The 14512-nt window shown below is 31.6% G+C and carries 13 protein-coding genes; 1 reads left to right on the forward strand and 12 read right to left on the reverse strand.

Annotated features, from left to right (window positions below):
• Window positions 1-8 precede the first annotated feature (8 nt).
• The 8 genes from RBQ61_RS15425 to RBQ61_RS15460 all read right to left on the reverse strand — a co-directional run bounded on the left by RBQ61_RS15425 (window position 9) and on the right by RBQ61_RS15460 (window position 7571).
• Window positions 9-563, reverse strand: coding sequence for a YdcF family protein (locus tag RBQ61_RS15425; RefSeq protein ID WP_308138107.1), 555 nt, complete (start codon window positions 561-563; stop codon window positions 9-11).
• Between the two features lie 492 nt (window positions 564-1055).
• Window positions 1056-1856, reverse strand: a complete 801-nt coding sequence (locus RBQ61_RS15430) for an HpcH/HpaI aldolase/citrate lyase family protein (RefSeq protein ID WP_308138108.1) — start codon at window positions 1854-1856, stop codon at window positions 1056-1058.
• A 41-nt stretch (window positions 1857-1897) separates the two neighbouring features.
• Window positions 1898-2101, reverse strand: coding sequence for a 2-hydroxymuconate tautomerase (locus RBQ61_RS15435; protein WP_308138109.1), 204 nt, complete (start codon window positions 2099-2101; stop codon window positions 1898-1900).
• 22 nt (window positions 2102-2123) lie between these two features.
• Window positions 2124-4013, reverse strand: a complete 1890-nt coding sequence (locus tag RBQ61_RS15440; protein ID WP_308138110.1) for a TRAP transporter permease — start codon at window positions 4011-4013, stop codon at window positions 2124-2126.
• A gap of 19 nt (window positions 4014-4032) precedes the next feature.
• Window positions 4033-5031 carry a TAXI family TRAP transporter solute-binding subunit gene (locus RBQ61_RS15445; protein ID WP_308138111.1) on the reverse strand — a complete coding sequence of 333 codons (999 nt, stop codon included), beginning with the start codon at window positions 5029-5031 and terminating at the stop codon, window positions 4033-4035.
• A gap of 14 nt (window positions 5032-5045) precedes the next feature.
• Window positions 5046-6242: a tRNA-dihydrouridine synthase gene (locus RBQ61_RS15450; RefSeq protein WP_308138112.1), complete on the reverse strand. Its 1197-nt coding sequence runs from the start codon at window positions 6240-6242 to the stop codon at window positions 5046-5048.
• A 7-nt stretch (window positions 6243-6249) separates the two neighbouring features.
• Window positions 6250-6642: a cupin domain-containing protein gene (locus RBQ61_RS15455; RefSeq protein WP_308138113.1), complete on the reverse strand. Its 393-nt coding sequence runs from the start codon at window positions 6640-6642 to the stop codon at window positions 6250-6252.
• 53 nt (window positions 6643-6695) lie between these two features.
• Window positions 6696-7571, reverse strand: coding sequence for a DUF6282 family protein (locus tag RBQ61_RS15460; protein WP_308138114.1), 876 nt, complete (start codon window positions 7569-7571; stop codon window positions 6696-6698).
• A gap of 275 nt (window positions 7572-7846) precedes the next feature.
• On the opposite strand from RBQ61_RS15460, the gene RBQ61_RS15465 reads away from it, so the two are divergent.
• Entirely contained in the window at window positions 7847-9343 is a 1497-nt protein-coding gene (locus RBQ61_RS15465) for a sigma-54-dependent Fis family transcriptional regulator (RefSeq protein WP_308138115.1), read from the forward strand.
• Between the two features lie 391 nt (window positions 9344-9734).
• On the opposite strand, the gene RBQ61_RS15470 is transcribed toward RBQ61_RS15465, so the two are convergent.
• From RBQ61_RS15470 to kwaA, 4 genes are all read right to left on the reverse strand, one after another.
• Window positions 9735-10124 (reverse strand): class I SAM-dependent methyltransferase, encoded by a 390-nt coding sequence (locus RBQ61_RS15470; protein ID WP_308138116.1) that lies wholly within the window; start codon window positions 10122-10124, stop codon window positions 9735-9737.
• A gap of 571 nt (window positions 10125-10695) precedes the next feature.
• On the reverse strand, window positions 10696-12492 hold the full coding sequence (locus tag RBQ61_RS15475; RefSeq protein ID WP_308138117.1) for a DUF4365 domain-containing protein: 1797 nt from the start codon (window positions 12490-12492) through the stop codon (window positions 10696-10698).
• 406 nt (window positions 12493-12898) lie between these two features.
• The gene (kwaB, locus tag RBQ61_RS15480) at window positions 12899-13888 is read right to left on the reverse strand and encodes an anti-phage protein KwaB (protein ID WP_308138118.1); all 990 of its coding nucleotides are present in this window, start codon (window positions 13886-13888) and stop codon (window positions 12899-12901) included.
• On the reverse strand, window positions 13881-14474 hold the full coding sequence (gene kwaA / locus RBQ61_RS15485; protein WP_308138119.1) for an anti-phage protein KwaA: 594 nt from the start codon (window positions 14472-14474) through the stop codon (window positions 13881-13883). The genes kwaB and kwaA overlap by 8 nt, the downstream gene beginning before the upstream one ends.
• Window positions 14475-14512 lie beyond the last annotated feature (38 nt).

The raw sequence follows: 14512 nt of genomic DNA on the forward strand, positions 1-14512 counted from the left end.
GACTCATATTAGAAACATATAGTTATAATCCATTGCAAATCTTTTTCTGATATGTCTATCATTCTAAAAGAATATTTGAGATTTTCTACAGTGTCTCTTGATTGATTTTCTAACATAAGCCGGTCAACCGAGATGCCTTTTTTAACAAGGTAGCGCTTCATTGCCTCGGCTTCTGAGATATTTTCACCTTCTCCTTGTCCTCCTGATAAAATAGCTTGAGTATCTGGATTTTTAGATAAATAATCATAAGCTACATCTAAACAATATTTAAGTGTTAATGAAGGTGTTTCTCCCCGTACTCTTGCGCCAAAAACAATAAGGTAATCGCAGTTATTAACTGTATTAAATCCTATACCTTGAAACACAATAACACCCTCAATGATTACAAATATTAAGCATACCCCCAAAAATAATAGCTTAAAATATTTATTGGAAAACAAAAAATGAAATGGCTTTTTAAAGGATAATACAAGACTTCCAATAATGATAGCAACCCACACTATCCCCATGTCAGCGCCTCCATTTAATGTTATTATGCTGATGAGATCTTTTAAGGCCTCCATTATATTTTCTGCTGTTGGTCTCTTTGATATTTTGTAGCTTATTATCTCTCGTCTTGATAGCTGCTTAAACTCTTTTTTTAATTGTCCTTGACATAGGGTCCATTTTAAAACATTATTTGTACTTGTTCTCTTTTCTTTTCTTTATCTTTACTCATCATGGTAAGCACCGCCCGAATTTTTATGATTTTATTATATATAAACTTCTCAAAAAGTCCATAATTTCAACGTTTTTATTATTTTATATACAAAAAGTCGTAAGATTTAGCAAAAAATTTTACGACTTTGTCTACATTCTGATGGTACCAAGAATTCTTGGTACTATATTTATTTTCTGTTTCAATACTTTTTTTTCTGTTTCAGCTAAAATATCTAAATATTTAAATTGATTGCATGATGCTATAAATAGTTTTGGAGTTTTCCTTTATCATTAGATTTTAGAATTATCCTTCAATTGGCTTAGAAGAAGCCGAGCAGAATCAATTACTCTACCCGCTATTTTCGAAGTCTTAACAGGGGTAACCCAAGCCCATCAGCTAATTCTTTTAATTTCTTAAATGCATTTGCAACAACAGCTGTATCAGATCCATAAGCTATATATGTAGCTCCAAGGCTAACATATTTCTTTAATTCTATTGGAGATGTACAATTAATACCAACAGCTTTTCCCTTTGACAGAGTTTTTTTGAAAACATCTTCTATAACTGACAGCACCTCAGGATCATTTGCTTTACCTGGTTTACCCATAGATTGACTTAGATCAGCCGGACCTACAAAAATTACATCTAATTGTGGAATTTCCAATAAGTCATCTATTTTATCAGCCATTTCTTTATTTTCAACATGTACTACAACTAATGAATTTTTATTTGCATATTCAATATAAGGTTCATCCTTATTCCATGAACTGTACATTGCTGATCTTTGAGTAGTTGTAAATCCTCTGTTCCCTTCAGGATAATATTTTGACGATTTACATACCACTTTTGCTGTTTCTATTGAAGTTATACTTGGAATCTGAATACCATCAGCACCTGAATCAAGTGCATGTAGAACATCTTCAGGTATAGCTTCTCTAACTCTAACCACAGTACTCATTCCTGCACATTCACTAGCTCTGATAATACCCTCAACATCATAGCTAGAATAATTTGAATGTTCAGCATCTATTATAATAAAATCAAATCCTGAATTTCCTATCATTTCAGCAATAGCTTGACTATTAAACTTAACAAACATCCCAACTACTACTTCTTTATTGAATATCCTTTGTCTTAATGAATATTGCTTATTCATACTTTCACCACCTATTAAAAATACCGGAATAAAATATTATGTCACGAATTATTTTTTAACCTTCTTATACGCATTGATTCACCATCAATACCTAAATGTTCCGATTTCATTTCGTTTATCATAATTCTTATAGTTGATGTGGGACAACTTAACACTTCGGAAACAACATCTGTCATTTTTCTAATTAATTTCTCTTTCTGTTCTAAAATTCTACCTTCAACCAAATTAACTTGAATTATCGGCATATATTCACCCCATTATTATTTTTTAATTTTCTGTAACGCTTAATTTTAAATTTTCTTTATACACTTTATATTTACATGAATAAATAATCCATATAAATAACAGCAAACCAATTATATCGGTATTTCCCTCTGGATATAATAATAAGAAAGCTGCTATAAAATTAATAATTCTATTTACAACACTTATTGGTTTTGATACAACACCTTCAATTCCCCACGTTAAAGCCATACAGCCCAAAAGTGCAGTGGAAAAAGTCCATAATACAGCTATAAGATTCCCCTGCGACAATAGTATCGGATTTAAGACAAACAAAAATGGCACTATATAAGCAACAATACCTAATTTAACAGATTGAACACCAACCTTCATTGGATCTGCATCAGATATGGCAGCAGCCGCATATGATGCTATGGCAACTGGCGGGGTAATACAAGATATAACTGAAAAATACAAAACAAACATATGTGCCGCTATTGGAATCGCCCCCATCTGAATTAAAGCAGGAGCTACTAATGAAGACATTACAATATATGCAGGAACAGTTGGCAGACCCATACCCAATATTATGGCAACAATCGCTGAGAAAAACATAGCTAATACTAAATTGCCATTAGAATATACAACTATCAGAGAAGTAAACTTTAATCCCAAACCTGTTAACATTATAACTCCAACTATAATACCAGCACAGGCACTTGTTACTGAAACACTTAATATGCTTTTAGCGCCACCTTCTAAACCCAGCAACATCTTTTGCAACGTTAAAATTTTTCTGTTTTTTACTAAAAAAACTGCTATTAAAGTAACCAAGGCGTAAAAACCTGCTATCATAGGAGTATATTTTGCCATCATTAAACCAACCAAAACTACAAAAGGAATTAACATATACCAACCATTAGATAAAACATCCTTGGTATTTGGCAAAGACTCCTTAGAAAGACCTTTAATATTCAACTTAACAGCTCTTGCATCAACCATAAAAAATAAGCAAAAATAATACAACAGTGCCGGTATCAATGCAGCTTTAACTATAGCCATATAAGATACCCCTAAATAATCTGCCATTATAAAAGCTACAGCCGCCATAATCGGTGGCATTATTTGTCCCCCTGAAGAAGCAACTGCCTCAACAGCACCTGCAAATACAGGTGAATAACCCACGCTTTTTATTAATGGTATTGTAAATGTTCCAGTACTTACAACATTTGCTACAGAACTACCGGATATACTTCCAAAAAGTGCACTTGCTACTACTGCAACTTTTGCAGGTCCTCCTCTCTTAGAACCAGTTACTCCTGTTGAAAGGTCGATGAAAAATTGTCCCGCACCTGTTACTTCCAAAAATGATGCGAATATAATGAACATAATTACATATGTTGCGGTAATGCCTAATGCACTTCCAAAAATCCCTTCTGAAGTAAGTGCTAATTGTTCTAATATCTTAGTAAACGAAAATCCGGTATGGGACAGCATACCTGGTAATCTGTCTCCAAATAAAGCATATAATAAAAATACTATACATACAATCGGTAAAGTCCAACCGGTTAATCTTCTAGTTGCTTCCAAAACAAGAACTAGTATTAATACAAAAGTAACCTTTTGAATAATTGTTAATGGTGTTACAAATAAAATTCTATTTTGCAGCACTTTGTATGTTACTATTAAATAACCTAAAGTAACTACTGACAATACAATCAAAACTATATCAAATATTTTGACTTTGCTGACTTTATCTCTTTTTATTGAAAATGATCCATAACTCAATATTAAAGCAAAAAGCAAGTGTATATATCTATGTACCTGGGATTCGGGAATCCCGAATGCCCCGGTATATAGATGATAGCAACTCATAACTATAGCTACGCTTTTAATTATAGACTTAAAATTCAAACTTTGTTTTTCAATTTTCATTGCTATATCCTTTCAAGTTTTACTTAATCACACCTATTTCCTTATAATATCTTTCTGCTCCAGGGTGCAATCCAATTCCTGTGCTACAACCATATTCAGGTTTCATGTGTTCTAAAGACTTGTTAACAGTCAATAATTGATCATAATTTTCGTACATTATTTTAGTCATATTATATACAACATCTTCTGATGTTTCAGTATTTGCAAATAATATAGTCTTGCATCCTATAGCTGATACATTTTCATCTGAACCCTTGTATATACCTCCCGGAATCACTACCTTATCATAAGCTGGACTTATTTCCAATAATTTTTCTATGTGTTCATCATCTAAACTTAACAGTTTAACTCCTTTAGATTCAGCTAAGTCCTGCATTGCGGCATATGGGTAAGTGCTCATGTAGGCAATTGCATCCGCATGTCCATCCTTAACTAAATCTACTGCATCAGTAAAACCTACAAAGTTAACTTTACCTAAGTCATCGTATGACATATCATAAACTTCTAATACTTTACGAATCATTTTTTCAGCAGAATTACCTTTTTGTTGTGTACATAAAACCTTGCCTTTTAAATCTTCTATTGAATTAATATCAGAGCCCTCAGCTGTGGCAATGTGCAATACTCCAGGATATAATGCAGTAACACCTTTTACATTTGTTAATTTGTTGCCTTCAAAATCCCCTACACCTGCTTCTGCATCCAATACATCATCCGGGAAACCAAAACCTAATTGAGCTTCATTACTAGAAACACTAAATATGTTTGAAATTCCTCCGCCTGGGCCAACTGAAGTTACAGAGTTAGAAATATTTGTTTTAAATAATTCAGCAAGCGCACCTCCAATTGAATACCAGGCACCTCCAGAACTTGCTGAAACAATATTAATTTTTATATCTTCTGATGTTGATTGACTTGATTGATTATTACCTTCTGTATCAGAAGGTGCAGAACATCCAACTACCGTAAATATTAACATCACTAACAATAAAGCTGATAAAATTCTCTTGATTTTCATAAAATTACCTCTCTTTAGTTTATTGTTTTTATTTGAACAGCATTTTTGTCGCATACATGCTCACATATGCAACAACCGCTGCAAAAATCTTCATTATATTGCATTTTCCCATCTTGCAATTTTAAACCACCAAAATAGCATCTGCTTATACACTGTTTTTCATCACAACTATCACATACTTCTTTATTAAACAATGCCTTTCTGCTTGGTATGTCGCAAAGATGTTTATATGAAATTATCTTATCTGCAGTTTTACCTTTCAAATCTTGTATGTTCTTAACATTTCTTTTTGTTAACTGACATTTTAAATCATCCAACAAAACATTTACATATTCAGCTCCCCGGAGCATTAAAGTTGAACCTATTTGCACTAAGCCTGCACCACACAATATAAAATCAATAATGTCTCTTGCAGAATCAACTCCATTTCCTCCGCAAATCTCAATGCCTGTGTTTTTGTAAACTTTTGATAAATTAGCCAATGTAATAGGTTTCATCCAGGGTCCGCCTATTGCAGCCCACCCCCCTATAATAGGCTCATCCGTTTCTTCATCAATCATCAATCCTTGATATCTATGCATTATAGTAACTGCCTTAACACCGGCATCCTTTAATTCTTTTACCAAAGATGTCATATCTGATATTTGAGGAGTTAACTTAACAATGATAGGAATTTTAACTTCTTTCATTATTTCTTTAACTATCTCAACACATAATTCCTTTGATTGTCCTATTAAAAAACCTAATTTCCCGTCTGCAGCTTCACCATGTGGATTTCCGAAATTCAGTTCTATCATGGTAAATCCTAATTCTTCAAAAGTTTTTGCATAATTCACCCAATTTTCAACTTTACTTGCTGATATGCTTCCAATCAGTACAACATTATTTTCTTTTGCAAATTTTAATTGTTGAATAGCTTTGGGAATATATTCTTCCATGGTAAGCATGGAACCACCCCTTGAAAAAAAGTAATAACTTTTTGGTATTTCTCCGTATATTTTATTTTGATTCATGTCGCGGATATCCATCATAGTTATCTTTGCAGTTTGTAAAGCTTTAGCATCAGTAACAGATTTTGTTATGATACCCCCTACTCCGGATTTTGCAAACAATTTAAAGCTGTCCATTTCTCTTGATATATCTGTTGATGCAACAATGATTGGGTTCTTAAATTTAATTCCTAAGAATTTCGTTTGGAACATTTTGTTCATTTTATTCTCATTCCTCATTTTTATTTTTTAATTCTGCTATAAAATTACTATATGACACCGTATATTCAGGTCTAACGGGAAAGAAAATGTCCATTTGCATACATGGAACCGGACTGTCATAAACATGTATATAATGCTCAATATTTGCCGGTACACTAACCCATGAACCCGGTGTCAATCTGTATGCTTTCCCATCTACATAGTAATCACATTCGCCTTTCACAACTAATGCAATCTGTTCATTTGGATGACTATGAGGTCTAACCTCATTGCCATTATCCACTTTATTAATTGTACAACTAATATTATCCACTCCTGTACCAAATACAACTCTTGAAATTCCTTCTCTTACTTCTTGCCAAGGAAGTTTATTCCAATTTCCTGATTCGATTCTTGCCATTATATGCCTCCTAATAATGTAATATCATTTAATATATAAAATCTAATTATAATTTATAAATTTAACAAAATAGCAGGATTGTGTTTTGTCATAAGATTGATTTGTTCTTCAGTTACTCCATACTTGTCCATTAACAAATTAATAAAGTTATACATTCCTTCCACCGGCATAGTGTTTCCATACTGTCCTAAATCCGAATCTAAAATTATATGTTCGGCACCGCAAATATCAATCATTTTTTTTGCTACTATGTCTTCTACGTTTCCAATTTTTGAGCCACTTTCAAACACACATACATTCAGCTCAATAAAAGCGCCTAAATTCACCCATCTTAGCATATCTTCATATGAAGCTCCTACGTTATAATGAGGATGATTTACAAGTATCCTTTTTACTCCTAATTCAACCGCCTTATGAACTAAATGATCTACTTCCCACAAAGTACCATGTCCTGTTCCCAGCACCATATCATTTTCAGCTATGTATTTTAAACACTCAACAGCAAATTCATCCATTTTACCATTTTCATCTACATAAACAACAGGTTTTTCATCAACTTTTGATTTTCCTGCTCCCACAAAAGCTGCTTTACTATGATCATCTATATGTTTTTTTGTTGATACAGTCGGAAAATATATAATTTTCGCATCCATTTGCTTTGCAGTATCCAATGCCTTTAGATTGAAAAGACCTATTGAATTGTTTAAAGCTATAGAACCATATACTTTACAACTTCCTTTACCTAAGTGTTTTTCAATCATCTTAGTACCAAGCATACTTGGAAAATAATGATCTTTAACCAAAAATCCGGCATATCCTGCTTCCTCAGCTTGCTTAAGCATCTCTGCAGCATCGACAGACCGACTGGCTACTGAGGGTCCTGCATGGACATGTATGTCTATAATGCCTTTAAGTATATCTCTTTTCATACTTTTCTCCATTCATTTAAAAATGTTTTACAATATTATATATAGCAATCGGTGTGCCAATTTTATAATTTAAAGTATAATTATGTTATTTAAAACAAAAAGCACTGTATGTTGTGTTTTTCGGAAGAAATGAACACAATATATAGATTAGTTAAAACTAAAAGCAATCTGACAATTTATTTTAATAATTCAGTTGATTCATTTTTGTATTATTGATATAATATTGTATTGTTATTTTTAATAAATAACTTATAATAACTTAGGAGGTTGGTATTTTGATATATAATTATAGTTTTCCTGAAAGTTATAAATACTTAAATGCTTTTTTGGTTTCTGATTTAGTTGATCATCCTATACATATAATAAATAATAAAGGCCAAATAATATTTGTTAATAAAGCTTGGTGTAAAACTTATAATATGAAAAAGGAAGAAGCCTTCGGAAAACATATTCAGGATATAATGAGTCTTCAATTAAAATATTTTCTTTCTATTAATGAAAAAAATCATATGAATGATGATTTTTTTGTAGATTATCACTTGTTTGATGAAACTTCTTCTCAATCAACTGCTATATTGGCATTAAAAGACCGAAAAAAAGTGTCAATGGTAACAAATTCGTCTGACGACAGAAAACTAATGGTTACCAGTACACCTATATTTAATGGATTAAATGAAATAGAATATGTATTTACATTAGTGCAAGACCTAACTAAAATTTCAGATTGGAAGGAGAGGTTAGATTCTGAAATAGAAAAAAATAAAATCCTAAATGAAAAAATTAAATTTCTTAAGGAAAGCAAAGATAACTCCAAAATAATTGGCACCTCTAAAAAAATCAAAGAGCTTAAATCATTAATTCCGTCTATTGCAAAAACAGATGCATCTGTTTTAATATTAGGCGAAAGCGGTGTAGGTAAAGAGGTGTTGTCAAAAGAAATTTATACAAATAGCTCAAGAAATACCAAACCTTTTATTACAGTTAATTGTGCGGCTATTCCAGAAAATCTCCTTGAATCTGAAATGTTTGGATATGAAAAAGGTGCATTCACAGGTGCAGTTACATCAAAAGAAGGATTGTTCGAACTTGCCAATGGTGGTACTATTTTGCTTGATGAAATCGGCTCAATGCCACTCAGCTTGCAGCCTAAATTGTTGAGAGTGTTACAAGAAAATGAATTCATGAGAGTAGGAGGAACAAAAAAAATAAAATTAGATGTAAGAGTAATATCTGCAACAAATGAAAATTTATTTAATTCTATTAAATCGGGAGCTTTTCGTCAAGACTTATATTATAGATTAAATGTATTACCATTAAAAATACCACCATTAAGAGAAAGAAAAGAAGATATAAAACTATTTTGTTTAAAGTTTTTAGAGGAATTCAACATAAAATATGATAAAAATAATTTTTTTAATGATAAAGCGTTGTTTTATTTAGAACAATATGACTGGCCAGGTAACATAAGAGAGTTGAAAAATGCTATCGAAAGATTAGTTATAGTTGGAGAAAAAGACGTAATAAATGCAAATCAAGTTCTTGCTATCACAAATCCCAACGAAGTAATTAAATTAGAATTTGAAGATAGCTTTCAAGAGGAAGAAGGCATTTCACTTAAAGCAGCAGTGCAGTCATTAGAACGAAAATTAATAAAAAATGCCCTTAAAAAATATAAAACCACTTATAAAGCAGCTATAGCATTAAAAACCACACAACCAACTATAGTAAGAAAAGCAAAACAGCTTGGTATTGAAAAAACTTGGGAGCAATAAAGAAATTACAATAATTAATCATTATGCATTATGTTGCTTAAATTTACGTCATGACACCTTAGAACTAAGTGACATAACCACAAGGAAGGAATCCTCTATGCCTTTATTGGTGATCTTGGTCAATAAGTTGGATTGACAATTTGCGGGACGGTTCTTTTTGATTGATGTAAAATATAAACTGACAATAAAAAAGCACGGTACATTTAATAAAACCATTTGCATCTAGTTCTTTTTGTAATTTACATAAATTTCCAAAACAAGCATCGACTGAAAATCCAGGAAATTCCCATTCAATTATTTTTGCGAAATATACCAATGCACCTACATCATAAAAATACATTGGAGTAAATACTTCTCCAGATTTCAGTATTGTAAAACCATTGTTTTCCAGTTATCTAACATTGTTATCCAATGTATGATTTGGAAAAAAGCAATCTTTTTTTAATAAGTGACTTACTTCATAAGCATCAAACGATTCATAACGGTTGATTATTATGTCAAAGGAATTATTCTCATAGGGCAATTTATCATCTTCATATACTTGTCTGACAGTAATTCCAAGTGGCTCAATGTTTTCTATGCATATTTTTACATTTGGTGGATATGCCTCAGTAACGTAAGTCAAGGCATATGGATGTTCAAGTGTTAGCACAAATTCTCCACCTCCAGTTCCCACATCCAAAATCTTATCAGTATCTTTAAGAAACGATAAAACAATTGAATGATAATCCCAATGTAAATCCTCACTATCCCATCTATCATAATATATGAAAAATCCCATCCCTTGAACGCATGTGCTTCTTCAGATTTCCACTTACTTCTTAACTCTTTTAAATTCATTATAACTACTCCTTTTATTTAGTATAAGCCGATAAACGGTGCAGTTAACTGATAACAAATTTATTTATCCTCTGTGCAATCTGCTATAAGATTATACTAACTGCCCCGAGCAATTAATTAGCTGTATTCTAAAGACGAGTTCGCTCCTTTCAAAGATTATATTAATTTTCCCCAAATCAGAAAAATATTTTATATCTTATTCAACCTTCATTTACCCATTTTAACCTTGTCATCACTCAATTTAGCCTATGTCATCTATAAATCACGCCAAAAATAGGGGTCAAAAAACGGTGTTTTTTGACCCCTATTTTTGCTCCAAAATCATCCTCAAACCACTATATGTTTGAGCCAACTTCTACTTTTTGTCCTCTGAGCCACAATACGTCATCAGAATTATACTCTCAACGTGCCTTGAGTGTGTAAAAAAGATGTCGCATCCCTCTGGTATACCCTTGGCGGAAAGGTTGCAAGCAAACCGCAGGACGATAGTTCTCCCTTGTCCTCTTACTATGTTAATCTTGGTGTACTAAGCTTTCAGGCAACCATCTATCTAGCCGATATTTAACATAGAATGCCATATTTTTTCGTTGGTTGTTATCTAAATATATAGACTTAATAAGGTTATGATAGATATTTTCTACTTTAGCTATTACTTCTTGCGTGGATTGGGTTATTAAAGGTTGTACTTCTAAAATTACATCCGTAATATCTTCATATGGATCATAATACAGATTAAAGTGTTTGCATATCTCTTTTAGATTTTGCTCAGCTACCTTAAAGCCTTCATCATATTCAACTATATTAGTAGGCTCGATATATGTAATAAATCGAATAAGTCTTTCGTTATGACACAGTGCTTCTGAATGCAATGCTTGAGAATAGCGCAATAAGCATAGATCAGAAATTCGTTCGTTATGCTGAAAATACTTGTTAAAGATTCTTTGCTTTTCTATTATGTCTACTGGATTGCCATGTGGTAACTTATTAAAAAATTCTTCAGAATCAAAATTAAGCGCGTCCCATTCCTTCCATGTTGAGGTTCCTGGCAACAATGTTCCGAAACTACCTGGTTCAAAAAACATATGAGAAATTACAATTCTATCTTTATCATCAGCAAGTTCTATAAAACGATAATTGCTTTCATTACACCAACCTGCAATAGCACCAACTTCTACTGGACTATATTTAGAAATATCTAATATGCAAAAAGATTTGCTGTGTAAAGTATCCATCAGTTGAAAATCTGCTTTCCGGGTAAAAAATGAAAATCCAGTTGAAAAAACCTCTACCGCAAAATCGCCGCTGCTATGTACAAAAAATTCTTGATCATCTGATGTCGCTCGTACCTTCTCGCTATAAATATAGTTGGGGCTTAAATTATAAGTATAATCAAAATCTGAAACAATATTATTTCCAACTACAGAAAAACACGACCAATCCGTGATATTAGAAATTTTTCTATTATCTATTTCTGAAATTAATTCTACAGGGCTGATGATATATGATATCCATTCATTACCAGGTAAAGTCAATTTACTTCCAGCTATAAAGTCATTAACTTCTGTCCAAAACTGCTCAAGAGATTGAGCTTTGTTAGAGTATTCAATACCAGCATGAAAACTTCCAAGATTACAATTATGATATGAAGATAAAAATGCTGGAAGCATATCAGCCATATGATATACAGCTTTTGCTTTAGTATTATTGTCTGAAACAATCTTATAAGTTTCCATTGAAGTGAAAAGTCTATATCCAGGCATCCAAACAGGATAAATATTACATTGATATTTAGCTTTATCAATTTTATACATATTGTTATAATATAATTCTACTTGTTCCCTAATCCTTTGTACGCCACTGTTGTTAAAGGCATTGTTTAATTCTACTGAAATGCTTAAAGTTTCATTTTCTAAACCAGAGGTTTCAATTTGCTCTGTTGGAAAGCACCAGAATCCAGTGTCGCTTGAACTTTCCCACATAACTAAAACTACAGGATAATAGCTTTGCTCCCATATTTTTAAGAGACCCGTCGGCAAAGATATTGAAAGTCCTTTGGCTATTCTACGAATATATCCCTCTTTTTTTATATCTTCAGTTGTTTTTACTTGTGTTCTGAAAGAAAATTGTGTTCGTATACTTACTTTATTATCCTTAGATAGAGAAAAAATATCACATAGTAAATCCTCGCCAAAATCAGAAGTTCCTAAAGGAGTGCAAACAATATTATTCTTTTGGTATATCAAATTTACAGACAATTCGCCAATATTACCTGTAAAATAACTATTTAATGCTTTAACATCTTTACTCAACTTACTCACCCGCCTTTTATTATTTTGTATCTAAGATATTTTTGATATTTCATAAACACCAAATAGGTAAAGCCTTAACTATTGATGAAACCTAATATTTATTCTACTGGTTTATAGTCCAATTTTACAATATAATTAGACAATACATTCTGTATACCTTGAGGAGACAAAATGATGCCATAGGGAGTTGGTAGCCTCCTTGCAGTGTAATATCTTTTATGAATAATTGACTCTGAAATCTTTTTTTCAAAGATTTTGCTTCACCAATAAAAAGCAATATCACCAATATTCTGCTCCACTTTCCTTGCTGCTTTTATTTTCACTTAGTTTCTAATTGCACGCAATAAAACTTTCAAATATAGTGCCTTTTAAAAACTTTATAAGGCACTATATATATAATTATTTTTTAGATTTTATTTATGTCATCTTTTGATCCTGAAAGATATTTACTTGATGTTAGTTGAGAATATAAGAACGAATCATCCAACAGTTGCAAAAAGACTGTTCTTGACACTTTAGTATCAAGCTTAATATATTGTCCTGATTCATCGAATTTAAATTTTTTCTTTAATGTTTCATCATAGGTATCGATAAAATTAATTATATCTTTTTTATCACATTTTCTTAATACCACAGATCTTGAAGCTACTTTCACCACTTTTCTCGCAAAACTCACATCGTTTATTCCTTGTTCTAGCTTAGTAATATCTTGCACCAAATCAAGCACACCAATTTCGTGAATACTCTCGATTGCTTTCTTTTTGACAACTTCGACAAAACCGAATTTTGATTCTAACTTTTTCAAGTCCTTCACAAATAACTCTCCCTCAACCACCATAAAGTCAAAGTCATAGTTTAGTCTAAAAATTGAATCATCAAATTCCTTTAACTGATTAGAACCTGTAAGCAATATATTGATTTTCTCTGAAGGCTTTTCACCTGTATTCTTTTTTACCATCATAACTTCATAATTTTCTTTGTATAAAGTAACTCGAATATTTTTATGTACATATGCAAATATAAAACCTTTAATTTCAGATAGCTTGTCCTTCTTTATATCATACTCTTGTACTGAAGTTTCAGTTTGAACAGAATTGATTAGTTCAAACTCTTGAATAGGTTGCTCATAATCGTACTTGTACAGAACATCTTTTCTATCATCAGCCTCTGTGAGTCCCATTATCTTTAGCTCATCATTTAATAAATAATTAACAGTATGTCTGTAAAAATTTTCTGTTAATTTTACTTGTGTCCCTGCATCCAAATCTCCTTTTCTTATCTCTAAACGATCATCTTTTTTTAACAAGAAAAAGAGTTCTCCATTTACCTTGTTAACTTCAATCTTCTGTATTAAATTTAATAATTTTGTACGACTATTAGTGCTGTTTTCACTCATGTACCTTCTCCTTCACAAAAAATATTTCATCATCTATTTGCAAATATTCCAATTTACTATTCTGTTTAATTTTATCTCGTGTAATTAAAATGCAACTTTCATGTACTTTTTCGTCTCTAAGTTCTACATCTGCTTCATAAAGATGATATCCCAAGATTGCTAATGTTGGATTCGTGTAGTATATGTCAGTCTTTACATAAATAATTGCAATGACGATAAGAAGCAATAAGAGTACCAGCGTATAGCGAAATTTGGATAAATCAAAACATATTAAGGGGATGATATATGTAGTTAAGAAAGTTAAATGTTCATAAGTCTTATTTTTTATCTTCTTTATCTCAAAATACTCCTGTGTACCAGAAGATATCTTATGGTTAAAAGTTTTTATAAATGTTGTACTTATTCCTAACATTATAATACTTATACAAGGAATAATATTTCTTTTTAAAAGTGGGACTAATCCTATAAAACTAGCTTCTTTGCTAAAGTCAATCGGAATATCGACATTGACTACAATTAGCATTAAAAAAAGAAGCCATAATGATGATAAATACATTTGAAATTTCATCCAAGTATTCTTATACACTTACGTCCTCCTTTAATATATTCTATAAATTTGATAGC

The organism is Sedimentibacter sp. MB35-C1 (assembly GCF_030913635.1).
Lineage (GTDB): Bacteria > Bacillota > Clostridia > Tissierellales > Sedimentibacteraceae > Sedimentibacter.

Bases quoted from the DNA above. Each gene is read 5' to 3' on its own strand.
- RBQ61_RS15425 (WP_308138107.1), bottom strand. From the start codon at position 563: ATGGAGGCCTTAAAAGATCTCATCAGCATAATAACATTAAATGGAGGC.
- RBQ61_RS15430 (WP_308138108.1), bottom strand. From the start codon at position 1,856: ATGAATAAGCAATATTCATTAAGACAAAGGATATTCAATAAAGAAGTA.
- RBQ61_RS15435 (WP_308138109.1), bottom strand. From the start codon at position 2,101: ATGCCGATAATTCAAGTTAATTTGGTTGAAGGTAGAATTTTAGAACAG.
- RBQ61_RS15440 (WP_308138110.1), bottom strand. From the start codon at position 4,013: ATGAAAATTGAAAAACAAAGTTTGAATTTTAAGTCTATAATTAAAAGC.
- RBQ61_RS15445 (WP_308138111.1), bottom strand. From the start codon at position 5,031: ATGAAAATCAAGAGAATTTTATCAGCTTTATTGTTAGTGATGTTAATA.
- RBQ61_RS15450 (WP_308138112.1), bottom strand. From the start codon at position 6,242: ATGAACAAAATGTTCCAAACGAAATTCTTAGGAATTAAATTTAAGAAC.
- RBQ61_RS15455 (WP_308138113.1), bottom strand. From the start codon at position 6,642: ATGGCAAGAATCGAATCAGGAAATTGGAATAAACTTCCTTGGCAAGAA.
- RBQ61_RS15460 (WP_308138114.1), bottom strand. From the start codon at position 7,571: ATGAAAAGAGATATACTTAAAGGCATTATAGACATACATGTCCATGCA.
- RBQ61_RS15470 (WP_308138116.1), bottom strand. From the start codon at position 10,124: ATGGGATTTTTCATATATTATGATAGATGGGATAGTGAGGATTTACAT.
- kwaB (WP_308138118.1), bottom strand. From the start codon at position 13,888: ATGAGTGAAAACAGCACTAATAGTCGTACAAAATTATTAAATTTAATA.